Annotated in this window: 18 protein-coding genes; 8 read left to right on the plus strand and 10 right to left on the minus strand. The window is 71.8% G+C overall.

Translation table 11 applies throughout. From position 1 onward, the window contains the following. Positions 1–86: 86 nt before the first annotated feature. From FMM08_RS19990 to FMM08_RS20030, 8 genes are all read right to left on the minus strand, one after another. Positions 87–869, minus strand: a complete 783-nt coding sequence (locus tag FMM08_RS19990; protein ID WP_147928118.1) for a helix-turn-helix domain-containing protein — start codon at positions 867–869, stop codon at positions 87–89. Between the two features lie 345 nt (positions 870–1,214). After that, the gene (locus FMM08_RS19995) at positions 1,215–2,234 is read right to left on the minus strand and encodes an AAA family ATPase (RefSeq protein ID WP_222711003.1); all 1,020 of its coding nucleotides are present in this window, start codon (positions 2,232–2,234) and stop codon (positions 1,215–1,217) included. Positions 2,235–3,405: 1,171 nt separating this feature from the next. After that, positions 3,406–4,008: a hypothetical protein gene (locus FMM08_RS20000; RefSeq protein ID WP_139713857.1), complete on the minus strand. Its 603-nt coding sequence runs from the start codon at positions 4,006–4,008 to the stop codon at positions 3,406–3,408. Between the two features lie 206 nt (positions 4,009–4,214). Beyond that, complete coding sequence (locus FMM08_RS20005) at positions 4,215–5,435, minus strand: NlpC/P60 family protein (RefSeq protein WP_187279887.1); 1,221 nt, start codon at positions 5,433–5,435, stop codon at positions 4,215–4,217. A 736-nt stretch (positions 5,436–6,171) separates the two neighbouring features. Continuing rightward, the gene (locus FMM08_RS20015; protein ID WP_139713852.1) at positions 6,172–8,424 is read right to left on the minus strand and encodes a VirB4-like conjugal transfer ATPase, CD1110 family; all 2,253 of its coding nucleotides are present in this window, start codon (positions 8,422–8,424) and stop codon (positions 6,172–6,174) included. A 142-nt stretch (positions 8,425–8,566) separates the two neighbouring features. After that, on the minus strand, positions 8,567–9,007 hold the full coding sequence (locus FMM08_RS20020) for a PrgI family protein (protein ID WP_180357942.1): 441 nt from the start codon (positions 9,005–9,007) through the stop codon (positions 8,567–8,569). A 1-nt stretch (position 9,008) separates the two neighbouring features. After that, positions 9,009–9,857: a VirB6/TrbL-like conjugal transfer protein, CD1112 family gene (locus tag FMM08_RS20025; RefSeq protein ID WP_139713848.1), complete on the minus strand. Its 849-nt coding sequence runs from the start codon at positions 9,855–9,857 to the stop codon at positions 9,009–9,011. A gap of 27 nt (positions 9,858–9,884) precedes the next feature. After that, entirely contained in the window at positions 9,885–10,085 is a 201-nt protein-coding gene (locus FMM08_RS20030) for a hypothetical protein (protein WP_139713847.1), read from the minus strand. A gap of 910 nt (positions 10,086–10,995) precedes the next feature. Between FMM08_RS20030 and FMM08_RS20035 the strand changes: the two genes are divergently transcribed. The 5 genes from FMM08_RS20035 (at position 10,996) to FMM08_RS20065 (ending at position 21,335) form a co-directional block, all read left to right on the plus strand. Further along, on the plus strand, positions 10,996–11,835 hold the full coding sequence (locus FMM08_RS20035) for a hypothetical protein (RefSeq protein ID WP_139713844.1): 840 nt from the start codon (positions 10,996–10,998) through the stop codon (positions 11,833–11,835). A gap of 26 nt (positions 11,836–11,861) precedes the next feature. Continuing rightward, positions 11,862–15,764, plus strand: coding sequence for a LysM peptidoglycan-binding domain-containing protein (locus tag FMM08_RS24030; RefSeq protein WP_147928120.1), 3,903 nt, complete (start codon positions 11,862–11,864; stop codon positions 15,762–15,764). A 7-nt stretch (positions 15,765–15,771) separates the two neighbouring features. Next, a complete protein-coding gene (locus tag FMM08_RS20055; protein ID WP_187279888.1) occupies positions 15,772–19,647 on the plus strand; it encodes a glycosyl hydrolase in 3,876 nt (1,291 codons plus the stop codon). 195 nt (positions 19,648–19,842) lie between these two features. Then, a complete protein-coding gene (locus FMM08_RS20060; protein ID WP_187279889.1) occupies positions 19,843–20,760 on the plus strand; it encodes a glycoside hydrolase family 6 protein in 918 nt (305 codons plus the stop codon). Next, positions 20,757–21,335 carry a hypothetical protein gene (locus FMM08_RS20065; protein ID WP_139713833.1) on the plus strand — a complete coding sequence of 193 codons (579 nt, stop codon included), beginning with the start codon at positions 20,757–20,759 and terminating at the stop codon, positions 21,333–21,335. The genes FMM08_RS20060 and FMM08_RS20065 overlap by 4 nt, the downstream gene beginning before the upstream one ends. Before the next feature lie 4 nt (positions 21,336–21,339). On the opposite strand, the gene FMM08_RS20070 is transcribed toward FMM08_RS20065, so the two are convergent. Next, positions 21,340–21,615, minus strand: coding sequence for a hypothetical protein (locus FMM08_RS20070; protein WP_139713832.1), 276 nt, complete (start codon positions 21,613–21,615; stop codon positions 21,340–21,342). A gap of 487 nt (positions 21,616–22,102) precedes the next feature. Continuing rightward, positions 22,103–22,462, minus strand: coding sequence for a YolD-like family protein (locus FMM08_RS20075; protein WP_139713830.1), 360 nt, complete (start codon positions 22,460–22,462; stop codon positions 22,103–22,105). Between the two features lie 772 nt (positions 22,463–23,234). On the opposite strand from FMM08_RS20075, the gene FMM08_RS20080 reads away from it, so the two are divergent. The 3 genes from FMM08_RS20080 (at position 23,235) to FMM08_RS20090 (ending at position 26,092) form a co-directional block, all read left to right on the plus strand. Further along, positions 23,235–23,489, plus strand: a complete 255-nt coding sequence (locus FMM08_RS20080; protein ID WP_139713828.1) for a hypothetical protein — start codon at positions 23,235–23,237, stop codon at positions 23,487–23,489. A gap of 103 nt (positions 23,490–23,592) precedes the next feature. Continuing rightward, on the plus strand, positions 23,593–24,159 hold the full coding sequence (locus tag FMM08_RS20085; protein WP_147928123.1) for an antirestriction protein ArdA: 567 nt from the start codon (positions 23,593–23,595) through the stop codon (positions 24,157–24,159). A 175-nt stretch (positions 24,160–24,334) separates the two neighbouring features. Next, positions 24,335–26,092 (plus strand): ParB/RepB/Spo0J family partition protein, encoded by a 1,758-nt coding sequence (locus tag FMM08_RS20090; protein WP_139713824.1) that lies wholly within the window; start codon positions 24,335–24,337, stop codon positions 26,090–26,092. Positions 26,093–26,585 lie beyond the last annotated feature (493 nt).

A 26,585-nucleotide genomic window follows, 5' to 3' on the forward strand; every position in this document is an offset into this window, starting at 1 on the left:
GGGAGGGCGCAGTCAGGGGTGTCGGGCACCCCGCAGCAGCGGTGCCTCAGAAGGTGGGGGCCCGTCCCGCCATCTGCTTGGACGGGTCAAGCATGCGGGTGCTCACGGGGCCCGCTTCCGGTGGAGTCGTCATCCCTGGGGTTGTGCATGGTCAGCAGGTGAGCCACCGCCCGCAGCGTCTCGGGGGTCGCCTCACCGGCGCGCAGGATGAAGTCCCTCGCCTCGGGGCTGCGGACGGCCTGAAGGTACGCCAGCTGCGCGTCGATCTCCTCGATCTCCTGGTCCGATCCCAAGAAGTAGGTCGGGGGCACGAAGAAGAAGTGGGACAAGGCACGCAGCACGCCGATGGTGGGGTTGTCGCGCGCTCCGGTGCGCAGCATGTGCACGTACTGCTCAGAGACCTGCACCCCGTGGGCCTGCAGACCCTCGGCGACCTCCTTGTTGGTGAAGGCGTCACGGTCACGGGGGTGCATCACCTGAAAGCACCGCTCCAGGCGTTCGGCCAAGCTGAGCTGGCCGCCCTCAGCGCTCTGGCCATAAGAACCCAGGCTCACCGCGGCGCTGTTGGCTGCTCGGCCGGCTTCCTCCAGGCGGCGCAGCTGGCGCTCGGCGGCTGCTGCCTCCTCGTCGTCGGCCATGAAGTAGGTCCAGTGGACGTCGAAGACCTTGGCCAGCCCCCGCAGGACCGTCGAACTGGGTTCGGTGCGACCACCCCGACGCAGGTTCGACAGATAAGAGGGGGTGATGCTCACACCGTGCTCGGCCATGGCCGAGCACACCTGCTGCAGCGACCACGGGACGTCCCGGTTCGGCCTTCCGCGCTCCATGCAGATGCGGATGCGTTCGCCCAGGGGGAGGCGGCGGGGCACCTCGTCTGACGTCACCGTCACCCCCGGCTCACCGCGCTGTTGACCTCTGCATCTACTGGCTGCCCGAGAGCCGCTGTCAGGTGCTCAAGCCTAGGCGCTGGTGGGGCCCATCGACCTGCCAAGAACTGGTCCGCGGCGCGACGGTGTTGACCGGTTGCCGGTGGTCTCACAGGGTCGTTCTCCGGATCCTGGGCAGGCGGGCGTCAACGGGGACGTCACCGGGGACGTCACCGGCCCGCGGGTCGTTCTAGGCACGTCAAGGCTACGCAGGGTCACATCGGGCGCCCGCACGCCGGTCGTCACGACTGCCGGCCAGCGTTGATGACCCGCGGCCGTGGCGACGGCTCAGGCAAGGTCGCCCACCACGACGTCAGAGTGCTCGGGCATGGCGGCCGCCGTCATCGCTGCGGCACGCAGCCAGGCTCGTCGGGTGCGTCGGTGAAGGCGGTCGTAGGTGAGCACGCCGTCGACCATGGCGGGGTCGTGGGGGACCACGCTGACCTGCTCTGGCGCAAGCAGCTGGCCGCTGGCGGCTGCGGCCACGGCGGCGCGGTGGGTTCCCGGCTCGGCCTCGGTCAGGACACCGACCGCGCCACGCGCCAGCGCCGCATGGTGGCCCCCGCGGTGAGTCAGCGCCTCGAGCAGACGCCGTCCGCTCGCGATGACGGCCGGGTGGGGGGTGGCGACCACCACGAGCTGGTCGGCGGCGGCGACAGCCGCCTGCCAGGCGGGGTCCTCGGCGCTGGCGCCGGTGTCCACGACGACCAGGCGGTAGTAGGTGGCAAGCAGGCCGTGGAGCTCAGCGACGTCGGCTGCACTCCAGGACTCATCCAGGGCGCCGGCCGCCATCGCACGGCCGGGCAGGACGTCGTACAGGTCCTCGTCTTGGTGGTGGACGAAGGACATGAGGTCGCTGGCCCGCGCGTCGGTCCACAGAAAGTCGTCCAGGTGGTCGCGCAGGTCGATGGCGCTGGCGTCGTGCTGGCGGTGCTGGGTGCGCCAGCCCAGCGTGCCGGCGCCGGCGGCTGCGTCCCAGGCCACCACAGCGCCGCCGTGGCGGGCGAAGACCGCTGCCAGCATCGCTGTCGTGGGGGTGCGCCCTGCACCGCCCTTGGGGTTGACCACGGCGATGGTGCGCGGCCCTGTCCAGAACCGTCGGGCCGCGGCGTGGTCTGCGCGCTCGCTGCGCTCGGCGGCGCCCGGGCCCACGCGCAATCCGGCTCGCACCAGCAGTCCCCGCCAGCCGCGCTGGGCGGGCAGGGCAGCCGGGGCTGGGCTGGTCAGCGGCTCGGGTGCAGGCTGCGAGGCGGGAGAGGACTGCGGTGCGGGAGCGCTGAGGAGGGCGCTGGGGGCTGGCTGCTGCATGGGACCGGTCGTGATGACCTCGGACTCGACCAGGTCGTCGTCGAGCCAATCGTCGAGCTGGTCGTCAAGCTGGTCGTCGAAGGGACCGCCGAGCCTCTGCTCGACAGGGTCCCTCAGGGGCGCAGAGACGGCGGAAGCGACGACCCATCGGCTGGCGTCTGCGGCGGGCGGGGCCTCTGGCTTGATCACCGGAGTCACCACGGGGTCGACGACGACGCTGGTGGTGCCCGGGGCGGTCTGTCGCACGATGACCTCGGCGGTCGGAAGGTCACTGGGGCGCGGCTCGCGCCCCAGCGGGGGCGCGGCCGGGGCAGGGGTGGGATCAGTGCCCTTGACGATGCTGTCCCAGTCCGGCTGCGGTACCCGGGCGCTGGCACCGGCCAAGCGGTTGCGTGAGGCGAGCAGCTGCTCCTGCATCGACCGCGGGGCCGCTGACGCCTGCTGCCCGCCAGGCGCGCCGGTGGGCGCCGACGACGGGTCGTCACGCAGATCCGCGGCGGGGGTCTCTGCTCGAACAGGTTGTGCTGCCTCGCTGACGTCCACCTGGCTGGGAGGGGGCTCGGCCGGGGCGGATAGCGGCGGAACGATCTTTAGGCGGCGCGGCTTGGAGACCCAGGGGTCTTCAACCTCACGCTTGGGAGCCGGCGGTGATGAGGGCGGCGGGGACAGCGCCGGTGGCGGCAGGGGAGGCTGCGCGGCCGGGGTCGGCGGTGAGGTGGAGCGCGAGGTGGTCTGGCCGGAGCTGCTGCCGGGATGCTGGGCTGGCACCGGATGCGGGCCTGCGGCGCTCACGTCCCACAGGTGGCGGTCCTGCTCGGACTCGATGACGACGCGGGCTAGGCCGCTCTCGCCAGCCACGGATGCGGCGTAGCGCAGAGCCACGCGCTCGGCGGCCCCCGTCGTGCGGCAGTCCCAGGACCGACCCTGGCGATCTTCAGCGGGGCTCAGACGCAAGATCGCGCGGCCCTCGCCTGCGTCCTGGACGAAGAAGTGCAGGTGATGACGCTGGACTGGACTGGTCCCCTCGAACGGCCCCGGGGTGGCACCGGGCAGGTCAGAGGCCGGTCGCATGGGCTCGGGGGCGTTCACGCCGGCTCCTGCCATCTCGTCTGCTTAGTCGCCTGCTGGGTCATCTGAGGTGTCATCTGAGGTCTCGCCTGCGGGGAGGTCGTCATGAGGAGTAGGTGGTGGCGTCCTCGACGCGCCAGCTAGCTCCATCGGGCACGAGGGAGACGTAGACGACCACCGGCGGGAACAGGTCGGCGCTGGTCCAGCCGTCGGAGCCGTGAGCCGTGATGGTGGCGTTGACCAGCCGGTAGCTCTCGGTGTCGCTGTCGGGAGCGTCTGGGGTGCTGGTGGAGCTTGCTTCGACGCTGGTCCAGCCGCTGCGGAAGGCCAGGTCGCTCCACGCCGCCCCGCCGCTGCTGACGGGGGCCTGCGCGAGCGTGGCCGCCAGGGTCTCGGTGCTGAGCTGCGCGGCTCGCTGCTGGGCTGCGCTGGGGCTGGTGTCGGTGGTGGTGTCCATCTGCCAGGTGGCCGCGACGAAGGTGGCAGCGATGACGTCGGGGTCAGCGGTCCTGGACCAGGTCAGCTGCGGCGGCCGGCTGCCGGCGGGCACGGTCAGGGTCTCGGTGCCCGCCTGGCTGCTGGCGCTGCCGCTCGCGCTCGCAGTGGCGTCGCCGGTGGCGGCCGAGGTGGTGGCCGGGGTGCTGGAGGCGCTGGTAGTCCCGCCGGTGGGGATGCTGGGCTCGCTGCTGCTGGAGGCGGCGCTCATCGCTGTGCTCGAGGTGGTGGTGGGGTCCGAGGCGTCGGGTGACCCGCACGCGCTCAGGGTGAGAACGGCCCCCAGGGCGAGGGCCAGGGCAGTGGTGGTGCGAGCCGGTCTGGCAGCGCGGTCGCCACTTCGGGTGGGTCTGGGAGCCCACAGGCGAGCAGGGACCGTCGGTGTGGTCCTCATGGGGCGGGGTCCTTCGTTGTCGCTCATGGCAGCGGCACCCGCGCGGCCAGGGTGAAGTCCATGCGGGCTGTGGTGATCCGTGCGGCCAGCCCGGTCCTCGGCTCCTCGATCATCTTGCCGTCGCCCACGTACATAGCAACGTGGTTGGCGCTGGCAATACCGCCGTAGAACAGCAGGTCACCGGGCTGTAGCTGGTCCGCCGGCACCGCGTTGCCCTGGTAGGCGCTGGCTTGGGCAGCGGCGGTCCTGGGGAGGGTGAGCGCGCCGCCGGTGGCTTGGTAGAAGCCGTACTGCATGAAGCTCGAGCAGTCCCAGCCCACTGTGCCAGCGCCGCGCCCGAAGCCCTTGGAGGGTCCGTTGACGCCCCCACCGCCCCAGACGTAGGGGGTGCCGAGGGCGTCGGTGAGCACGTCAATCACTGCGGCGTAGTCGCCGGTGCCAGCGACTCCACCCGGCAGCCCGACGGTGGTGGTCAGGGTCGCGCCGTAGGTCTGAGCGAGCGCCAGGATGCGCGGGCCGTAGGCCTGGGTCTCGGCGAAGGGTGGGACGCCGCCGTACTTGGTGACGTTGCCGAGGCCAGCGTTGTAGGCGGCCAGCGTCAGGAGCTGGACGTCGCCCTGGACCGCGCCGCTGGCGATCAGGGGTTCGATCTTGGCGGCGAGGTCGCACATGAAGCGGCCTTGGGCGGGGATGGCGTCGGCCGGGTCGAAGGGGTCAGCGCGGCCGTCGCCGTTGGCGTCCGCGCCCCAGGTGGCCCAGGTGCCGGGCATGAACTGGGAGATGCCTTGGGCCCCCACGGGAGAGGTGGCCTCGGGGTTGAAGCCGCTTTCCTGCTTGCCCTGGGCGGCCAGCAGCGTGGCGGGGATCTGGGTGCACAGCGTCCCGGCAGCGTTGTAGAGCGGCACCAGGTCCGGCGGCACCTCCGTGCCGGTCGCCGCCAACGCTCCGGTGAGGCTGCCGGAGGTGGCCTGCTGCTGGGCGGTCTGGTTCATCAGCGGCAGGAACGCCAGCGCGACAGCGATGACGGCGACGACAGCGACGGCCGCGACGATGATGGTTCCTGAGCTGACGCCGGTGACTGCGGCCAGCACCGAGACGATCACAGCGGCGATGCGCTGGGTGATGACGGCCGCGGCGCGGGCCACGAAGATCCCACCGGTGCGACCGCCTCCACTGAGCAGGGCCGCGACCCGGCTGGCCGTGCCGGGCGTTCCGGCGGCGGCCGCGCGGGTGCGGCGCAGCAAGGGGCTGCGTCGCGTGAGGTGGGGCCCTCGCATCAGGCGGGGACCGACGGGGGTGCCTGTCCGGCTGGACACCGCGCGCGCAGAGGGGGTGCGCGCGCTGCCGACTGGGCTGCTGGTGACTCGGGAGCGGATGCGCGGCAACGTCGGGGTCGTGCCGCCGTAGGTGAGATCAGTGCCCGGGGGCGCCGCTGCGGCTGTGCCGGCAGCGCTGCCAGGACCGCTACCAGGACCGCCGCCGGGACTGCCGCCGGGACTGCCGCCGGGACTGCCGCCGGGTCTGGTGTCGGGACTGGTGCCGGGAGCAGTCCCGGGCACCGTGGGGGCACTGGCGGTCGAGGCCCCAGCGCTGCGCGCGGTGGGCACCGCACCCGCTCGAGGACTGCTGCCCGGGGAAGCTGGGGTGTTCGGTGCTGCGGCGGTGCGGATGCGTTCGGCGCCTTCACCGGCGTTGCGCTGTACCCGGCGGATGCGGTGCTCGGCGGCTCCCGAAGCGACTCTGGCTGCGCCGGCTCCCACGCGCAGCGCATCAACAGAGAGGTCCTGCCCGCGGTCGTTGTCGCCGTCGTGAGTGCCGGAGGGCTCCTCAGCGCGCGCCAGGCCGGCTACGGCACTCGCACCGCGAGCACTAGAGGCCATGGCGGTGCTGACCGGGGCGATGCGTCGAGCGCCGGCAGCGACGTTCAGTTCGTGGAAGCTGAGCTTGAACTGCCCCCTGGGGCGCGGTGCGGCCATCGGGTCAGGCCGTCTCGGCGAACTTGGTGCTGAACAGGCGGTAGAGGCGCCCGGTGCGTTCCATCTGGTTGTCGAAGGGGATGAAGGCGTTGCCGGACTTCAACAGGCCGGTGCCGGGAGCGACGCCGGTGAACAGGTCGCGCTGCTCCTCGGACATGCGCAGCAGGTCTCGCACGGCGTCGGCGTCGGTGGCCGACTGGTTCAGCAGCATCAGGAAGTCGGAGTTGGCGAGCATCAGGCGCGCGTTCTGGTAGCCGAGCAGCTCCTCGATGTTCTGGGTGATGCCGGTCAACATCAGGCCCCACTTGCGGGCGCGCTTGAACATCGTCAGGAAGTGCTCGCCGGTGTCGGCGCTGCGGAAGAGCATGTGGAACTCGTCGACGTACAGCCAGGTGCGTCGTCCGCGGGCGCGGTTGGCGGTGACGCGCTGCCACACCTGATCGAGGATGATCATCATGCCGATGGTCTTGAGCTCCGCGGAAAGATCGGCGATGTCGAAGCACACCAGCCGGCCCTCCAGGCGGACGTTGGTCTGCCTGCTGAACGAGCCCAGCGAGCCGTCGGTGTAGAGGTCCAGAGAGCGCGCCAGGCCGCGCGCCTCGGGGTCCTCCAGGGCGCGCAGGGCATCGCGCAGGTCCGTCAGGGTCGGTGGGGTCCGGTTCTCGGGGTCCAGGGCGTAGGCGCGCAGCAGCTCTACGGTGCTGCGGTCGATCAGGCCGAGCTCGCCGGGGCTGAGGCCGTCCGCGCCACCGATGAGCGCCTTGGCCAGGCCCAGGACAAAGTGTGCCTTGGCCAGGATCGGGTTCTCCGCGGCGCTGTCCAGGTCGATGGCCATGGCGTTGATGTGGGTCTGTCCGTCAGCGCTCAGGGCGATGCGCTGTCCGCCCAGCTCCTCGGTGAGCGCGGCGTACTCCCGCTCGGGGTCGATGATGATGACGTCGTCGTCGGTGGTGAGCAGTACCGAGAGGGCTTCGGCCTTGCTGGCGTGGGACTTGCCCGATCCTGAGGTGCCCAAGATGAACCCGTTGCCGTTGATCGCCTCGGCGCGGGAGGCGATCACGGGGTTCCCGGAGCGGGCGTTGATGCCGTAGCAGATGCCGCCGGCGTCGATGAGCTCCTGGGTGGTGAAGGGGTGCATCGCTGAGACCACACCGGTGGTCAAGGTGCGCTCCATCGGCAGGGCTCGGTACCCCAGCGGAAGCTCGGTGCGCAGTGCGTCGACACCCATCCATGTCAGCCGCTGACCGCCGCAGCTGTGCGAGCGCAACGTGGTGGTCACCATCTCCACCAGGGAGTCCAGCGCGGCCTTGGTCGGGGCGGTGACCCCGATAGTCGTCAAGGTCGACCACAGGCGCTCGGTGCTGGACTCCAGCTCCCGGCGCAGCTCCTTGGCCTCGTCGCGGGCAGTGGTCAGCCCGTGGGGGACCTGGTCGGCGTCCAGGCCCTTCTTGGCGGCTCGCTTCTTCTCGTTGATGTACTGCATCTCGAGGTTGGCGATCTGGCCGCGCACCAGGTCCAGCCCGTCGGCGTTGTCGTAGGGCTGCAGGTGCATCGAGATCGTCAGGTCACCTCGGATCTCGGCCAGGTCGCTGATGAGGCGGTCAGACAGCCACGCCGGCAGCCTCCCGACCCAGACGCTGGCATGGAAGCAGGCGTCCGCTCCCTCGCCCAGCACGAGGTGGCTGGGCGCGACCTCGACCCTGCGTGGCGCGACGGCCTCCAGGGTGGGGTGGTCAGGGGTCCAGGTGAAGCGCTCGCCGCGGCGGGTCTTGCTGGCGAGGAGTTCCAAGCGCTCGGCGCGTCCCAGGGGGCGCACGGTGCAGCCGAGCTGGCGCAGGCTGGCCTGGGCGTCGGTGATGGTGCGGTGCAGGCGCTCACAGGCCTGCTCGCGGTTCTTCTCGCCCTTGAGGGTGAAGGTGATGTAGCGCCTGGTCAGCACGTTGCCGCGAGAGGTCGACAGCTTGCGGGTGATGTGGGTGTTGAAGTCCTCGCGAAGGTCGTCCTCGGCCTCACCGGCGTAGGACATGCGGGCCAGGCGGCCGAAGGCGTCGGAGTCACGCACCTCGTTGACGATGGTGATGTGCAGGGCGACGGCGCCGCCGAAGCCGTTCAGCCAGCGTCCCCAGCGGTTGAGGATGTCGGTCTGGACCTCCTCGGGGCTGAGCAGGTAGGAGATGTCTCCAGCCTCAGCGCTGATGGACCAGGCGTCTTCCCCGAGCCAGGCGACACCGTCGGGGAGCATGGCCTCGTAGGGCACCACGCGCAGCGCGCCGCCGGTCGGAGGAATCTTGGTCTTGCGCGCTCTGCTGCGCTTGCCGGAGCTGCCGTTGGCCTTTCCGTTGGGGTCGGTGGACCCGCCTGAGGTGCTGGTCGCGGAGCCGTCTGAGAGGGCGGAGGGCTTACGCCGAGCGCCGAAGCCCGCGGGGCTGACGCTGGGGCTCGGGGCGGCTCGGGCCCAGCGCCCGGGCAGGGAGGCCCCGTCCTTCGAGTTCGGCGACGTCGGGGCGCTGGGAGTCTCGCTGGCGACGTCGTTCCTCTTCGATCTGCGCATCACCGGACTCATGGACCAGCACCTTCTTTCCCACGAAACGCTCGAAGACGTAAGGCATGAACCGCTCGGGCTTGAGCCCTCTGGGCCTCCACCAGCCCACGGCTACGACGGGGACCAGGACCGGCCAGAGCAGGTAGCCGTTGGCACCGGTGCCCCACAGCAGCCAGGTGAACAGCGCCATGACCGGCAACGCGCACGCCACCACGGCCAGCTGGCGCCAAGAGCACCCGAAGAGGACCTTCGCCTCGTAGGCGCGGATGTCGCGGTAGACCTTGACCTCAAGTGCCACCTCAGGCCTCCCCGACGACGGCGCGGCTGACCTTGACCGACCCGAACAGCAGCAGGCCGAGGATGAGCGGGCCCAGGAAGAACTGGCCGATGTTGTCGGTGACCAGGGCGAAGACGTCGGTGTCGGGCGCCACAGTGATCCCTTGGGTCAGGCGAGCGCCGATCGAGGCCTGGTAGAGCTTGATGGCGATGATGAGCACGGCGCCGTGCAGCGCGATGGCGGCGTAGGCGCGGACGTAGTTGGTGCCGATGCTCTTGGTCTCCTGGTGCCCCCAGAAGGCCATGGGCAGCGAGGCGAAAGTCGTCATGAGGTAGAGCTGCAAGAACCGGACGAAGATCATGGCGATCACAACTCCGGAGATGATGGCGACGGCCAGCCACGGGATCAGCAGGATGATCAGCACGGTGAGCTGGTCGGTGATGCCGAGCGACTCGACCTGGTCGGTCAGCTGGTCGCCCAGGGGAGTCGTGGGAGTGCCGGCGCCGACGTTGAGGCCGTTGGCGCTGTTGGCGATGCGGGTGACGACCTCGTCGATGCCGCCCAGCAACAGCGTGGCCTGTGAGGTGATGGTCAGCAGGATGGCGACTTTGATCAGGGTGACCGTGATCTGGCGGACGCCCATCTGGCCGTCACCGGAGTCCATGCGAGCGGCGTTGCTGCCCAACTCCAGGACGGCGATGATCGCCAGGACCAGTGCAGTGATGGGGACGACCGCCGCCTGGTGCAGGTCGACGGCGGCCTGGTACAGCGTGGCGTTGTAGGCCGCAGGGTTCAGCAGCAGGTCATCGGTGGTCCCGGCGCTAGCACCCTGGGACAGGGTGTTGAGCATGGCGATGATGAACTGGTCCACGGGCGCCTCCGGGTGATGCCTGGGGCGTCAGGGCACAGCGATGGTGTTGAACAGCTGAGCCGCCGCGATGATCAGCCCGCCGCCGACGACCTGCCAGATGCCGGACTGGATCTGGGGACCTTCCTGGTTGCGCAGGCCCCCCGCCAGGACGATGACGCCCCAGACGAGCCACAGGCCGCCGCCCACGGTCACGAACTGCACGATCAGGTTCAGGACGGTGGTGAGCATGCCGGTCAGGCCTCCCTGCTGCCGAAGGCCTCGGGGAGATGGTCAGCGATGACGCTGACCGGTAGCCGAGAGAGTCGATCAAGCAAGCTCTCCACGACCGTCCTTCCGTTGGACCGTTTCTGTAGGAAAACCATAGCGGCCCAGCCTGCGTACTGGGGGCACTACTCGGGGGCCAGGGCGGGGCATCGGCAACCCCTCCCTCGAGTGGCTCCCGACCCTTCATGAGACCCGGGGAGGCGAGATCACTCACGTCACGGGCGCCGCATTGACCCCATTTGAGCAGGATCGAAGACGCGGTGTTGGCCCCGGATGACGAACCAGCGCAGGTGGCAGCCCCGTTGGACGCTCGGGACCGTGGGTCGACCTCGGAGGCGACGTGGCCCCGGGACGGCAGCCCGCGCCTGTCTATGTCAGTTGAGTCACCGGTACTTGTTCTAGGTAGGATCACACGACGATCGGCCTAGCCTGGGAGTAGACGATGGCCAGCCCGCAGTACGCCGGGGGACCAGCCGAGTCCAACGACCCGAGCATCGAGACGACCCCGCGGATGTCCCCGCGGGCGGTCTCCCTGGCCCGCGCTGCAGACTTGACTCAGCAACGCCCTGCCGCAGCAGCGCCCAGCGCCCAGCGTGAGGGCCCAGGTCGCCCGATCGAGCTCGCCGACCGGCCTGACGCGACGGCGCCCCGAGCGCACGGGTCTCGCCCGGCCATCCAATCCACGGCTGAACCGGGTTTGTCCTCCTCTACCCGCCCGGCTGCGCAGTCGGCCGCGCAGCCGCCTGCACGGTCAGCCACACACCAGGTCGCGCAGCCCGCTGCGGCCCCCTCGACGGAGGACCGTTCCTCCTTCCTGCGCCCGGACAGTGACCGGAGCCCGGCCACCCAGGGCTGGCGCGGACTGCTGACCCGGATGGGCCTGCCCCAGGCACCCGGACCGCGTGAGGCCGCCGAGCGCGCCGACATCGCCGCCGTCGCCGCTCACTGGCGAGGGCCGCGGACGGTTTCGGTGGTCAACTCCAAGGGCGGCAGCTCGAAGTCGACCACCGCCGCGCTGCTCTCAGCCGTCTTTGCCCGCTACGGCGGCACGGGGGTGCTGACGTGGGAGAACAACCAGACCCGCGGCACCCTGGGCTGGCGTACCGAGCAAGGCTTCCACGACGCCACGCTGATGGACCTGCTGCCCGCCGTCCCCTCACTGCTGGAGCGCCAGGCGCAAGTTGGAGACCTGGCCTCCTTCGTCCACCACCAGACCCAGGACCGCTACGCGGTCCTGCGCGCCCAGCCGATGCTGCTGGCCGATGAGCAGCGGATCAGTCCGGAGGACGTCAGCGCGATCCACGAGGTCGCCAGCAAGTACAACCGGCTGATCGTGATGGACTCCGGCAACGACGAGTCCGACCCGATGTGGCGGCGCATGGTCGACCACACCGCCCAGCTGGTGGTCGTCACCACCACCCGCGACGACCACGCCGAGGTCGCATCGCTGCTGCTGCACACCCTCGCCCAGCGCGACCCGCACCGCGCTCAGCTGGCCAGCAACGCCGTCGTCATCGTCAGCCAGGCTGACCGCAACGCCACCAAGGCGGACCTGCAGCGGGTCGCCGGTGGCTTCGCCAAGCAGGCCCGCACCGTCGTCACCATCCCGTTCGACCCGGCCATGGTCGAGGGCCAGCTCCGGCTGGACGCCCTGCGCCCGGCCACCCGACGCGCCTGGCTCTCTGCTGGTGCTGCCGTCGCGCGTGGCCTGTGAGCACAACCGAAGGGGGCAGCACGCCCATGCACCAGACCGTCGACCCTAAGCCGCGGCTGGAGTTCGTCGCCGCTGGCGACAGCCTCGACGGCACAGAGGTCGACTCCGGCCAGGTCCACACCGGAACCCTGGACATCGGGGAGTCGGTGCTGACCTGTGGTGCTCCCACCGACGCGGGTCTGCGCGCCGGCGTCATCGCCGTCGCGGCCGTCATCGCCGCTCAGCTGGGACGTCCGGTCCTGCTACGCGTCACCGATGCCACGGGCGCCACGGACACCCGTGACCTGGCGGTCCGCCCCGACGGCGTGGTGGAGGTCCCCAGCTCCGAGGGGACCATCACCGGCGATGAAGACCTCGCGCAGTTCACCGGGCCCTGCCGTGCCTGTGGGGAGGAGCAGGAGGTCATCGCGGCCAGCTGCTCGCAGTGCGGCACCGTGGAGCCCCTGCGCGTCTCGGCGCACGGCGAGGTGCCGCTGGCTGTGCTGGCGACCCTGCCTGAGGAGGCAGGTGAGGAAGGCGCACCCGAGGGCCAGTACGACCCCTTCGACGAGGACCGCCAGGTCGAGGAGCCCAACGGCGCAGGGGTGCACGACCCCTCGCACGATGTGCCGACGTGGCCTCTGGTGCTGGTCATGCTGATGGAGCACGGCGGAGCCAACGTCAGGATCGACGCCGAGCAGTGGCCCCTGCGGGCGGAGTCGATGGCTGCGGTGCGTGCCCTGTCCTTCGAGCACATCCGCCAGCACGGTGCCGTGCCGCTGGGGCGGCCCGTACGCGCCGACGTCATCGACCCCACGGCGGACCCCACTCAGGTCATCGTCGGATTGGACGGAGACGTCACTCGCGTTCCCGACGGCGCTGCACCGACATCAACTCGCGCCGAGGAGCCCCCGGTCGTCCCCGTGGTCATGGCGGCCAGCCCCCGCAAGAAGTCGGCCCCCCGCCAGCGACCGGCGGGTAAGCACGCGGGTCGGGGCAACCAGCTGCTGGTGATCGGCTCCACCTCCGCTCTGGCCGCCCTGGTCATCGCCGCCCTGGCAGTACCGCAGTCGATCTCCCCCATCACCACGGTGCTCGGCCTGGGAACTGAGCCCACCGGTGCCACTACCGCCACCCCCGAGCCCACCCCGGCCCCATCCAGCGCGAACACTGCACCTGAGGGCTCCGCGGGCGGCAGTGCTGGCGGCCAGAGCCCTACGGGTGGTCGCACTACCGCGTCCCCGCGCAGCGGCGGCGAGGAGACCGAAGTGGCTCCGCAGTCCTCGGGAGCACCCCAGACCACCCCGGACGCGCTGGCGCCCACGGCACCGACTGCCCCGGTCAGCACCCCCGGAGAGCAGGCGCCCACATCGGCGCCGAGCGCTGTTGAGTCCTCCCCCGTCCAGTCCTCGGCGCCGTCAGCGGCACCTTCAGCGTCCTCTGGCGATGACCGCCGCGAGCCGCAGGACACCAGCGCGCCGGCCAATGCCGACCCGGACCAGCCTCGACGCACGACCTCGCCGTCCCCCGCGGCTGACGGGTCCATCACCGTGGCGGCCGGGGACAGCCTCAGCGCCATCGCCGACCAGGTCGGCGAGAGCGTCGAGGACCTGGTGGCCGCGAACGACCTGCGCTCGGCTGACGAGATCGAGGCCGGCCAGCGGCTCGTCGTTGCCGGTCCTGCCGTGCAGGAGGCCGCGGAGCAGGCAGCCCAGCAGCGCTCCACCCCCGCGCCGGTGCGGCAGGACACCCCGCGTGTGGAGAGCAGCCGTGAGGAGCCGCACCGCGCACAGATGACCCCCGCTGCTGACGGGTCGATCGTCGTGGCCGCCGGACAAACCCTGGGAGCCATCGCCGACCAGGTCGGCGCCAGCGTCGCCGCCCTGGTGGCCGCCAACGACCTGCCGTCCGCAGACGAGATCAAGGCCGGTCAGGAGCTCGTCGTGGCGGGTCCGGCCCTGCGCGCGGCCGCCGAGTCGGACACCGCGGAGCAGCAGCCGGCTGCCTCAGATGGCGATGCCCCCGCCGCCGAGGCTGCGCCCGAGCAGTCCGCGGCCGGGGAGGAGATCACGGTCAAGCGGGGCGACACCCTGACGGAGATCGCTGAGCGGACCCGCACCAGCGTCGAGCAGCTGGCTGGACTGAACGCGCTGCCCTCCCCCGACCTCATCCTTGCCGGCCAGAAGCTACTGACCGCTCCCCCGGTCACCGATGCGCCCGCTGCTGCGGACGACGCAGATGCTCTCGCGCCGGAGGAACAGCCTGAGCCGGGCGCTGAGCCCACGACCGGGCCGGGTGCTGAGCCGACCGGCGAGCCGACGACGGAGCCGACCGGCGAGCCGACGACGGCGCCGAGCGCAGGGCCGACGACGCAGCCGACGACGCAGCCGACGACGGAGCCGAGTGCGGGTCTGCCGGGTCTGCCTGACCTCGGGAACCTGGTGCCTGGGGTGGTCCCGGGCGCTGAGCCGACCGGCGAGCCGACCGGCGAGCCGACGACGCAGCCGACTGGCGAGCCGACGACGCAGCCGAGCGCAGGGCCGACGACGCAGCCGACTGGCGAGCCGACGACGCAGCCGACGACGCAGCCGACGACGCAGCCGACGACGCAGCCGAGCGCAGGGCCGACGACGCAGCCGACCGGCGAGCCGACGACGCAGCCGACTGGCGAGCCGACGACGCAGCCGACGACGCAGCCGAGCGCCGGCGTGCCTGACCTCGGGGACCTTGTGCCTGGGGTGGTCCCGGGCGCGAAGCCGACGACGCAGCCGACTGCCGAGTCGACCGTCGAGCCGTCGAGCACGCCGACCGTCGAGCCGTCGAGCACGCCGACCGTCGAGCCGTCGAGCACGCCGACCGTCGAGCCGTCGAGCACGCCGACCGTCTCCCCGTCCGTGGAGCCGGATGGGGCCCCCTCGCTGCGGGCGGAGCCGACTGCAGCGTCGACGTCGACGCTGACCGACCCGTCCAGCGCAACGCCGTCTGCGGAGCCGAGTGAGGCCCCCTCGCTATGGGCCGAGCCGACCGACCTCCCAGCAGCTGACCTGACCTCGACGATGGCGACGGTCTCTCAGCCGCGCACAGGCGAGGGCTCGAGCGACGGCGCTGGTGGTCTCGCCGGAGGCATCGCCAGCAGCCTCCTGCTGGTGGGCAGTACCAAGAAGCTCCGCCGTAGCCGCGACGTGTCGGCCGCCGCCACCCTGCGCGCGATGGTCACCTCTCTGACCCGGCCGGTCGGTGCATGGGCGGAGAGCAGCACCGAGCAGATCCAGCTCTCCGCGCTGCGCCCCGGCGGCGCACTGCACTCCCACGCAGGCGACCTGGACATCGCTGTGGGAGCAATCGAGGACGGAGAGTCCTGGCAGGCCGCCGCCGAGGGGACCTACGCGGACCGCTGGCGGACCAGTCTGAGTCACCTGCGCGAACTTCGTACGGGCCAAGGATCGACCTACATCCGCTTCGCCCATGAATGGAACGCTCCCTGGCACCCCTGGCGGGTACGCCAGGAGGAAGTGACCCCCTTCAGTCGCGCGTGGAGCCTGTACAGCTCCCTGCGGCGCGAGGTCTTCCCCGAGGCCCGGCTCGTTTTCTGTGTCGCGCGCCAGTCCGACGGCCTCGGAGCCGCCTGGACCGACGCCATCCCCAGCGCAGACGACGTCGACCTGTTCGGCGTGGACTACTACATCGCCAGCGACGAGGGCGCTGAGCACTCCCCCGACGACTTCGTCGCGGGACTGCCTCAGCGCGACCGGTTCGGCGCCCCGGTGGGCCTGGAGGCCCACCGCCTCCACGCCGAGAGCCAGGGCAAGCCCCTGGTCATCGGTGAGTGGTCCCACCTCAGCCAGAGCGGACCCGCCGCCGGGTTCGCTCAGGGCCTGCGCACCTACGTCGCCAGCCACGCGGGCACCGGCGCCGGCCAGATCGCCTATGACGTCCCTCTGTCTTGGTGAGGACTGCATGAAGACCCTTCCCAGCTGGCCGCTCGTCTCCGTCGTCGCCTTTCCCACCGGCCAAGGCATCGTCCGGGTCGACAACGAGCACCACCGGGTCCAGGCGACGTCCCTGGAGCTCGCGAGAACAGAGGCCCTGGCGTACGTGGCCGAGCACGTGGCTCGCGTGCACGGCAGGGCTGTGCGCGTGGACGCCCACGACCCCGAGGGCTACTGCCAGCTGATGGTCACGCCCGAGGGGGCGGTTCGCCTCAGCGATGACAGCTTCGGGCTCACCACGCCGACACCCCCGGCCGCCTCGGGCCCCTCGGCCTCGACGGAGGCCTTCGACATCACCAGCGGCGAGGCATCTCTACCGCGGCAGCTGCGCTGGACCGACCGCGGACAGGTCGCCCGCGTGGGTGGGACGACGCTGCTGGCCGCCACGGTCATCGCCGCAGGTGTCGCCGCCAGCGGACACCTCCCCCGACGCCAGTCCGACATCGCGCTGACTGCGGCCACTCCGACCGCGACCCCCACCCCCGCAGCGGCCCCAGTGCGCGCCACCTTGCACATCGAGGCCGAGGGGCCCGTCACGGCCACGCTTATCGTCGACGGCGACAGCCAAGCCGCAGTGGTCACCAACGAGCCCACCGCCACCGAGGCCCAGCCCGCGCAGACCACAGCCGCGCCGTCGGCAGCGTCCAGCACCTTCGCCACAGGGCAGGCCAGCACCTCGACGCCGATTCCCACCGCCTCGGCGGCCCCGGCGGTGGCAGCGCCAGCGCCGACGACCACTCCAAGCACCACCCCTTCGGGACGGGCCAGTGCTTCGACGATCACGCCCGCTGCCTCCGTCCCCTCGAACGCGACGCCGGTGAGCACCGCCACCGCCAGGCCCTCTGCGACGCCAACCTCGGCCGCAACCGCGCTGACCAGGACGACGGCGTCCGCCTCCCCGAGCGCCGGCAGCGTCGAGGCGAACGGCGAGGAGAGCGACGAGCCGACCTGGACGGCCGCCGACGACGCCGAGCTCGACGAGGCGATCGACGCAATGACCCGAGCCGGAGACAACGCTGACGCGCTGGCACAGGCCGGGATCACCGCCGACCCGGACAGAGTCGAGCGCCCGAGCGCCTCCCCCACCGATTCCGCCACGTCGACCCTGCCGGCCGGCGAGGGCCAGGTCACGGCCGCCCCGTCGGCCGCCCCGACCGGGGCTCCTACAGCGACCGCCACGGCGAGCAGCGCGTCGACGTCGACCCCCGCAGCGACCTCGACTCCCTCGGCGCAGCCCACCGCGACCCAGCGGGCCGGTGCCCCTGCCTCGACGTCCACCGCCGAGCCGAGCACGGAGCCCACCGCCGAGCCCACCGCGGAGGCGGCTGCGGAGCCGACCGCCGGCCCGACGTCGACCACCACCACCCGCGAGCAGCAGCCGGCCCCTGTGCCGGTCCCCGACGACGAGGACGAGCAGCAGGAGCTGGGCTCCGCGTCCTCGACGACCTCACCCACCGGGGAGCAGACCCGCACCACGGCACCTGAGCGCACCGACATTAATGACGCCACCACCACCGCGACGGCTACCGCCGGCGGTGGGTGGCTGTCCGGGGCCTCTGGAGACGGCGCCGACGACGGCCAGCTCGGCGCCTGGCGCGGCAAGCCCATCGCCATCGGCGGCACCTGGGCCGACCGGGGCGACAACCAGACCGAGCTGTGGTCCATCGCTGATGGCGGGGAATGGGCCGGCTTTGACGGCGCCCTGGACATCGCCCCCGGCGGCCTGCTGGCAGGCGAGTCCTGGTCGGCCGCCGCCTCCGGGGCCTACGACGACCGCTGGCGCGCCTCCCTGGCCAAGATGGCCGACCTGCGCGCCGGTGCGGGCACCACCTACATCCGCCCCTTCCACGAGTTCAACCTCGGCGGGTGGGACTGGTCGGTCCAGCCCGGCGACGCCGAGGACTTCAAGACCGCCTGGGCGCGCTACCGCGACATCCAGCGCGAGGTCTTCCCTGAGGCGAAGCTCGTCTACGGCGTCAACGTCACCAGCTCAGGCACCGACCTGGACTGGCGCACCACCTGGCCCGGCAAGGACAACGCCGACGTGCTGGGCGTGGACACCTACAACGGCTGGCCCACCATCAACAGCGACGCCCAGTTCAACGAGCAGGCCAACGCCCGCGGTGACGGAGGCATCCCCATCGGCCTGAACGCCTACAGCGAGCAGGCCCGCGAATGGGGCGTGCCGCTGGCGGTGCCGGAGTGGTCCGGACGCGCGGAGATGGGCGACGAAGCCGCCTACGTCGAGGGCATGACCAGCTGGTTCGCCCAGAACGCCGGCAGCGGCCCCGGCCAGCTGCTCTACGAGATCGTCTTCAACGCACCCCAGGACGACAACAACTTCAAGCTCTTCGGGGACACGCGGATGCCGGAGTCCTCCGCTGCCTACCAGCAGGCCTACTCCGACGGCGTCGCCAGCAGCACCGCAGCGCCTGCGCCGGCGACGAGTGCCGCAGCGCCTGCGCCGGCGACCAGTGCCGCCGAGCAGGGCGAGCAGGTCGAGCAGGGCGACGGCGAGGCGAGCGAGGAGCCCACCGCCTCGACGCCGACCGCGCAGGACGCAGGCGACGAGCCCACCGAGGGCGACGTCGACCAGCGCGACCAGGCCCAGGACGAGCGAGTGGACGAGCAGGAGGACGGGCAGGCCGAGGACAGCGCAGCTACCACCTCGAGCACGACCGAGCAGCCCACCACCACGCAGCGGTCCACCTCTGAGGCCGGCGGGCCGACCGCTGGCGCCAGGACCGCTGGGACGGTCGCCGCCGACAGCGCCGGCGGCTGGCTCTCCGGAGCCGCTGGAGACGGCGTCGTGGACGGTTCCTTGGGCCAGTGGCGCGGCAAGCCCGTCCAGATCGCCGGCACCTGGCAGGACACCGGCGACGCCCAGACCCAGATGTGGAACCTCTCCCCCGGAGAGGAGTTCGGAGACTGGGACAAGCCCTTGGACCTGGCCCCCGGTGGCTTCAACGACGGCGACACCTGGGCCGCGGCCGCCAGCGGCGCCTACGACGACCGCTGGCGTGAGGGCCTGACCAAGGCCGCCAGCTACCGCCAGGGCAAGGGGACCACCTACATCCGGCCCTTCCACGAGTTCAACGGCACCTGGTACCCCTGGTCCGTCGCCCCCGGCCAGGAAGAAATCTTCAAGACCGCCTGGGCGCGCTACCGCGCCATCCAGCAGGAGGTCTTCCCCTCCGCCAAGCTGGTCTACAACCCGAACGTCAACTCCACCGGCGGGCTGGACTGGCGCAAGTCCTGGCCCGGTGCTGACCAGGTCGACGTGCTCGGGGTCGACATGTACAACGGTTCGCCCAAGCGCTACGACTCCGCCGAGGAGTGGGCCAGCGGCCTAGACGTCACCGGGGACGACGGCATCCCGATCGGCCTGAACGCCTACGCCGCGCAGGCCCGGGAGTGGGGCGTGCCGCTGGCGGTGCCTGAGTGGTCCGGGCGCGCTGAGCAGGGCGACGACCCTGCGTTCATCACCGGGATCGGCACCTGGTTCGCGGAGAACGCTGGTAGCGGCCCCGGCCAGCTCCTGTACGAGGTGATGTTCAACGTCGACCGCAACAACGACAACTTCCGCCTCTTCAACGGGACACGGATGCCGCAGTCCGCGGAGGCCTACCGCGAGGTGTTCTCCCGACCCGCCGCCAACGGCGGCGGCGAAAGCTCCGGCGCGACGGCGGTCACTGCGGCCAGCCGCGACCAGGCGCCCGCCGAGGACGAGCAGCAGGTCGCCGAGGATGCTGGCCAGAGCGGTGGCGACGGCGATGCCGAGCAGTCAGGCGATGTCAACGCCACCGCCGGGTTCGAGGACCGCACCGGCGAGGGCGACACTTGAAGATCAGCGGACCCCGCGCCGCAGAGCACCCCGTCGCCCACCCCGAGACCTGAGACGGGCCCCTCGACCAGCACGCCGACCAGCACGCCGTCGGGCGCGCGGGCGACGACGTCGAGCAGCACCTCGACGGGCACGCGGGCTGCCGCGGCTCAGGCCACCCCTGCCGCCGCTAGCGGCAGCAACCCGCTGGCCGGGGTGCAGCTGTGGGCCGACCCCGACAGCGACGCCGCCCGCGAGCTGGCCCAGCGCGGCCAGGACGGTCCCGGCGCTGCCGCCCTGGCCCGGATCGCGCAGACCCCCAACGCCGTCTGGCTGGGCGACTGGATGAGCGCGGAGCAGGCCCGTGCCCGCGCCGAGCAGGTCACCACCGCCGCTACCGCCGCCGGACAGGCCCCCGTGCTAGTGCTGTACGCCATCCCTGACAAGGACGCCGGCGGCTTCTCCGCCGGAGGCGCGGCCAACGCGGGCGCCTACATGGCGTGGGTGCAGGCCGTCGCCGACGGCATCGGGAACCGGCGCGCCATCGTCATCGTCGAGCCCGACGCCCTGGCACAGATAGACCAGGTCGGCGGAGGCGATGAGCGCACCGGGATGCTCCGCGACGCGCTCGCCATCCTGGCGGGCACCGGCGCGACGTCCTACCTGGACGCCGGCAACTCCGGGTGGGTCGACGCCGACACCATGGCCGCCCGCGTGCAGGCCGTCGGGCTCGAGAACGCCGCCGGAGTGGCGCTGAACACCTCCAACTTCAACCGCACCTCCGACGAGCAGGCTTACGGGGAGGCCCTGAGCGTCAAGCTCGGCGGGGTCGGGTACGTCATCGACACCAGCCGCAACGGCAACGGCCCCGCCACCGGCAACCTGGCCTGGTGCAACCCCGCCGGGCGCGCCCTGGGGCAGACCCCCACGACGAGCCCGAACGATCCCGCGGCGCCCCACAATGACGCGCTGTTGTGGGTCAAGCAGGTCGGGCAGAGCGACGGGGAGTGCGACCGCGGCGACCCGCCGGCGGGCACGTGGATGCCGCAGTACGCCATCGACCTGGCCGACGCCGCGTCCGCTCAGCCCGGTCAGCCCGGTCAGCTAGCCACTCGGACCGAGGAGCAGCAGTGAGCCCGTGGCTGGGAGCGCTGCGGCGGCGAGGCCCCGCCGCGCGCACCCAGCCCGCGGCGCGCCTCATGGCTGCGCCTTCCATGGGGCGTGAGCGGCCCGCGCCAGCCCCGGCACCACTGGGCGCGCGGGTGCGGACCGTCGTCGACACCGTCCGCTCCCTGAAGGAGGCGCCCAAGACCCCCGCAGAGATCGAGCGGGACACCGCGGCGCTGCGCGCCGACGGAGTCATCCCCGCGGACCTGCTGCACCGCGTCCTAGCCGGTGACAACGGCGCCACCGTGGACCTGACGGCGGTGCAGTTGACGACGTTGGCGGACTGCTACGGGCTCACACCGGCCTACTTCCTGGGCACCGACGCCGAGGTGGAGGAGATCGAGGCGGGTCTGGAGTACCTGCGCCTGGTCCGAGACCCCTCCACCATCGGCGTGCCCTACCTGTGCACCCGCAGCGGCGCGGTCAATGCGAGGCTGCTGCGCGCCCACAGCCAGCTCATGCAGGAGGCACCGCGGCTGCTGGCCGAGCACCGCGGCGGCACGGCGCCCCCGTCGACGGACCCTCCTGGTACGAGGTCCTGAGCGCTCAGCGCGACGCCGACCCCCAGTGCCAGTCCTGGTCGACCACGACTGCCGCGTCGAAGCGCCGCGCGCCCTCGCCGAAGATCAGCCAGGCGCCGGCCGCGCCGACGCCCATCAGCATCACCGCGCACGGCAGCGCCAACCAGGCGCCGCTGACCGCGGGCAGGATCACAGCCAGCAGCGCCACGAGCACGAACGCCAGGCCCCCGGCGAGCAGGGCCGCCACCCCGGCCAGCAGGCAGCGGATGTCAGCAGTCAGGGCGAGGGTGCGCGCGGCCATGGCGCTGCATCGGCAGACCAGCCAGCGACACGCAGGGTGACACGCCGTCAGCGACGGCGAGCACCCTTGGCAGCACCGTGACGGTCCCAGCCGTCAGCGGTGCGGGCGCCACCGGCATCACGGTGACCAGGCGCCAGGGCCCCGTGCGCCAGGTGCTCGAGCACGGTGGCGACCGTGGCGGGCCACCTTTCTCCCCCCCGCGACCGCTCCCCGCCTCAGGGCTTGCTTTGCGGTGAGGGACCACCTGACGTGCAGCGCTCCGACCAGGCCGGGACGCGCCCCGGGAGCCGCGCCCCGGCTGCGCCAATGGCTACGTCTTCGGAGATGGCTGATCCGCCTCAGGCGAGGCCAGGCGCCAGGGGCTCTGGTCCCGCGCACTCGCACCGCACGAACGTCTCGTAGACGTGGCCGTTGATCGAACGTTCCACCAGCACTGCCCTCTCACAGGCCCCGGCGTGCTAGACGTGCTCACAGCTGGCGCAACGCATCAGCTGAGCACCCCACCAGGGCTGATCGGGCCGTCACGGGTCCGGTCAGCCGGCGTGGGCATCAGCGGACCCAGGGAGGGGCCCAGGGAGCGCACGCCGGTCCAGTCCGGGGGGAGCTCGGTGGCGGTGCAGGGACGCACGTCAGCGCGGGCGAACCAGTACCAGCCCTCGCCATGGCGGTTCAGGTGCACCCTCATCGCCTCCTCGTTCCACTCCGTCACCGTCCCCCAGACCTCCTCCAGGTCGCCGTTGTCCCACTGGATGCGGACGTGGACGGGGTGGTCGTAGCAGTAGGTCCCGCCGCGGGCCCGGACGGTGGGCTGGACGGTGGCGCCGGGCTTGATGCTGTTCGCGGGCATCGGGAGTAGGAACTTGGCTCGCAGCGCCTGAGACACGTGTTCGTCTGTAGTTTCGCGGTGGGTGGGCGACCGGGAGGCGAACGACGTCGACGTCGCGGTGGCCCGTGGGGCCTCCGCCATCCCCCAGGTGGCCACGACTTGCCGGTGGCCACCACCGTGGGTGCGCGGCGCCCGCGGTGGCACTGCACGACCAGGCCGGCGTCCCCCTGTCGCGCGTGAGCCGTGGGGAGCAGAGATGCCGGCGTCGCAGGATGGTGCAGCGGCGTAAGCACGGTGCGTGCCGGGGCTGCCTCACCGCGCGAGGCAGTGCGCGAGGCCCGGGGCGCGTCCCGGCTCCCACCAGGCGCCGCAGCTGGTGTGGTCCCTCACCGACGGACAGGCCCAGAGGCGGGGAGGGGTTCTGCCGGGGCCAGGTGGCCCGCCACGGGCACCGCCGAGCCCGCCCGGCTGAGCCCACGGGGCTCCCGGTCCCAGCCCGCCACAGACCCGCACAGCGGCTCGCACCCACACCACCCACCATCCGAAAAGCCACACACAGCCCCGCTCGAGAAGCCAAGAAAGCGCACCACAAAAAGGCCAGCAGGCACCCCCAGGCTTCACGCATAGACACCCCCAGACCCAGGTGCCAATAAAGTCGAGACGCCCTAACCAAGGCCCTGAAATAGGCGGCGAGAAGGGCCCCGATGGCTTGCCGATAACAGCCCGCACCACATAGAATAAAAGCACAAGGGAAGCCATCAAGGCACACCCTCCCCGCCAAGGGACACACTGCATGGGATTCAACTACGAAATCTCCGACGCGCTAAAGGTCGGCGCAGCCCCCATCGCCCAGGGCCACATCCGCAGCGGCCTGCAGAAAGCGCCACTGGAAATCGTCTCTCAGATGATCGTCGCCTTCGCCGGCAGCCGCTGGGCGTTCATCGAGGCTGTCGAGGTCGACGCCTACACCCACGACGGGGTCCAGTCCAGCACCCACTTCCTGTCCAACGGGGAGCGCTTCCGGGTCCTGCTCAGCGCCGCCGCCTAAGCCCCCAGCGGCGGCCAGGACAGCCCTCCTGGCCGTCGCCACCCGGTTTCGGAGCAGGCAGCAGCTATCCCCCACGCCACCCGCCCTAAGCCCAGGAGAGCCCATGGGCACCTCTACACACGCCCACAGAGCCACCCCGGCCGCTACCCCGTTCGACACCCGCCAGGACTGCACCAACCCCGACCACGGACCCGGCTGGCACCCCGGCACTCCCCCGGCCCGGTGCATTCCGGTGCTGGCCAGGACCCTCGCCGCCCACAACGTGTGTGGACGGACGGACTGCCCGGTGTACTACCCCGCAGCCAGCGCCAGCGCCAGTGCCACCGCCGACGCCGCCGACGACGCCAGCGAGGCCGTCGCCGCAGTCCGCGCCGCAGGCATCGACCCGGACCTGTTCGCCGCCTACTGCTCCCACCAGAACGTCGAGACCACCGCCGAGCACCTGTCCACATTCATCGAGAACTACGCGGGCATGTGGGACTCCGAACGCGATTACGCGGGCTCATGGCTCGAAGACCTCAAAGAGCAGCACATCGCCACAGGCGCTGCTGTACCCGAGCCCTTCGCGTCCTACGTCGACATCGACGCCTACGCCTGCACCATGTTCTCTGACGTCATGTTCTCCATCCTCCTGCCCCACGGGAATGTCGCGGTATTTCGCTCTCACTGACCCTTACGGAGCCCAGCGCGGGTCGGGGGCCAAAAATACCCCCGGCCCGCTCCTGGGTCGGCCAAATGCAAGGAAAATTGAGGCGGGAAAAGTAGACAGGCGCCGAGGAGGGGGGCTAAAACACAGCCAAGAGGAAAGGCACCAAGCCTCACCTCCCACACAAAGGAAAGCTTTCGTGGACACGAACACCGCCCAGCACAGCGAGCAGGTCACCGAGACGCTGCAGCACCTGGACCCCCACACCCTGCTGCTGGACCGCAACATCACCGCCCGCGACGCCGACGAGACGCTGATCGCCTCCGTGCGCGAGCACGGCGTCCTGACCCCCGCACGCGGCATCCTCACCGAGGACGGCAAGGTCCGGCTGCGCTACGGCTACCGCCGCGCCGCCGCCTGCATGGCGACCGACCGGCTCCTGCCGGTCATCGTGGCCCGGGCCAGCGGCCAGGCCGACGACCCCGAGGCAGCAGCTGCCGCTCTGGACCGCCTGGCCGTTCAGTGGGCCGAGAACGAGCACCGCGAGGGCCTGTCGGCCACCGACAAGGTCGCCGCCGTCGCGCAGATGGCCCTGCTGGGCCTGAGCAGCGAGCAGATCGCAGCGCGCACCCACACCAGCCCGGCCTACACCGCCGCCGCCGTGGCGGTGGCTGGCTCTGAGGTGGCCCGGCACGCCCTGGCCAAGACGCCCGACCTAGACCTGACGCAGGTCGCGGTGCTAGCCGAGTTCGAGGACGACCTCGACGCCGCCCAGCGGCTCTACGCCGCCGCGCAGAGCAGCCCGGGACGCTTCGCCCACGTCGCCGCCACCGAGCGGGAGAACCGCGCCATGGCCCAGGGCAAGCGCGCAGCGCTGGCGGTCCTGGCTGAGCGCGGCGTCCCGGTCATCGAGCGCCCTTCGTGGCAGGACAAGCCCGCACCGCTGGCCCGGCTGCGTCAGGACGGGGCGCGCATCACCCCCGCCGAGCACCGGGCCTGCCCGGGTCGGGCGGTCTACCTGACCAACGCATGGACGGTGATCGACGGCCCCGAGCGCATGGACCTGTCGGCCCTGGCCGAGGAGGAGGTCGAGCAGGCCGACGAGCAGGCCGACGAGCAGGCCGACGAGCAGGACGGCCAGCAGGACAGCCAGCAGGACGGCCAGGCCGAGGCTCAGGACGCGGGTGAGTCCGTCGACGACGAGGACGACGAGGACGACGACGAGCGCCAGCGGCTGCAGGTGTGGGCGCTGACCTGGGCCTGCACCGACCCCGAGGCCCACGGCCACACCGACCCCACCCGCTCCCCCGCCCGCACCACGACCAGCAGCGCGTCACCGGTCGATGCCGAAGCCGAGAAGGCCGCCCAGCGCGCCGAGCGGCGCCGGGTGATCGCCAACAACACCGCGTGGCGGGTGGCCGAGCCGGTCCGGCGCGACTGGATCCGCTCGACGCTGCTGTCCCGCAAGACGGCGCCGAAGGGGGCGGCAGCGTTCATCGCCACCGTGGCCGCCCAGCACGCCTCAGTCCTGGGCCACCACAACGCCAACAGCCTGTCGGGGAACCTGATGGGGGGCGCCTCCCTCCCCTCGGGGCGCTGGCACGCGGGCGCCGCCAAGGCCGCCGCCGCGCTGGCCAAGACCACTGAGGCCCGCGCCCTGGTCATCGCCCTAGGCACCTGCGTCGCAGCGTGCGAGGCCAACACCGACCGCAACCACTGGCGCAGCGAGGACCCGACGACGCGGCTGCTGCTGACGGCACTGGCCGGATGGGGCTACGAGCGCTCGGACGTAGAGCGCCTGGCGTGCGGGGAGCAGCCCACCGCCGACGAGGCCGCCGACGCCGCCGCGGGCGATGTGGCCGATCAGGCCCCGGCCCTCGACGACGCGCAGGAGGACGCGCACGACCACCAGTCCGACGGCCAGCCCGCTGACGGGCAGGCACCCGCAGCCGCCTGACGCCAGCCCCCGGGGGCGGTGCCCACCCGCACCGCCCCCGGGGCGGCCCGAGCCGGGCACCACCCCCGGCGGCCACCCACCGCCACCCGCCAAGACCCCAGCCCCCCACCACCGAGCGGCACGGCACCGCTGCCGCCGGGGCATCGAGCCCCGGCGGCAGCGCCTGACGGCACCTCACCACCGCGGCTGGCTCAGCACCGTCACCCCGCGCACCACCACCATCGCCAGCAGGCAGCGCCTCGGCCTTGGTCCACGCCACGAAGCCTCATAGGCCCTGAGCAGGCGAACACCGACGCCGGCTAGCTCGACGACGAAGACTTGCAACGTCTTGACGGAGTCGATGCTGCGCGCTGGATGGCACGCTAGGTTGGGTCGGACTCCCGAGGTCGGACTCCCGAGGTCGGACTCCCGAGGTCGGACTCCCGAGGTCGGACTCCCGAGGTCGGACTCCCGAGGTCGGACTCCCGAGGTCGGACTCCCGAGGTCGGACTCC

It is taken from the genome of Quadrisphaera setariae (assembly GCF_008041935.1).
In the GTDB taxonomy this organism is placed as follows: Bacteria; Actinomycetota; Actinomycetes; order Actinomycetales; family Quadrisphaeraceae; genus Quadrisphaera; species Quadrisphaera setariae.

What these genes read in the sequence shown, in the direction of transcription:
- FMM08_RS19995 (WP_222711003.1), bottom strand. Translation starts at nt 2,234, where the DNA reads ATGCAGCAGCCAGCCCCCAGCGCCCTCCTCAGCGCTCCCGCACCGCAG.
- FMM08_RS20000 (WP_139713857.1), bottom strand. Translation starts at nt 4,008, where the DNA reads ATGAGCGCCGCCTCCAGCAGCAGCGAGCCCAGCATCCCCACCGGCGGG.
- FMM08_RS20030 (WP_139713847.1), bottom strand. Translation starts at nt 10,085, where the DNA reads ATGCTCACCACCGTCCTGAACCTGATCGTGCAGTTCGTGACCGTGGGC.
- FMM08_RS20035 (WP_139713844.1), top strand. Translation starts at nt 10,996, where the DNA reads ATGGGCCTGCCCCAGGCACCCGGACCGCGTGAGGCCGCCGAGCGCGCC.
- FMM08_RS24030 (WP_147928120.1), top strand. Translation starts at nt 11,862, where the DNA reads ATGCACCAGACCGTCGACCCTAAGCCGCGGCTGGAGTTCGTCGCCGCT.
- FMM08_RS20055 (WP_187279888.1), top strand. Translation starts at nt 15,772, where the DNA reads ATGAAGACCCTTCCCAGCTGGCCGCTCGTCTCCGTCGTCGCCTTTCCC.
- FMM08_RS20070 (WP_139713832.1), bottom strand. Translation starts at nt 21,615, where the DNA reads ATGGCCGCGCGCACCCTCGCCCTGACTGCTGACATCCGCTGCCTGCTG.
- FMM08_RS20075 (WP_139713830.1), bottom strand. Translation starts at nt 22,462, where the DNA reads ATGCCCGCGAACAGCATCAAGCCCGGCGCCACCGTCCAGCCCACCGTC.
- FMM08_RS20080 (WP_139713828.1), top strand. Translation starts at nt 23,235, where the DNA reads ATGGGATTCAACTACGAAATCTCCGACGCGCTAAAGGTCGGCGCAGCC.
- FMM08_RS20085 (WP_147928123.1), top strand. Translation starts at nt 23,593, where the DNA reads ATGGGCACCTCTACACACGCCCACAGAGCCACCCCGGCCGCTACCCCG.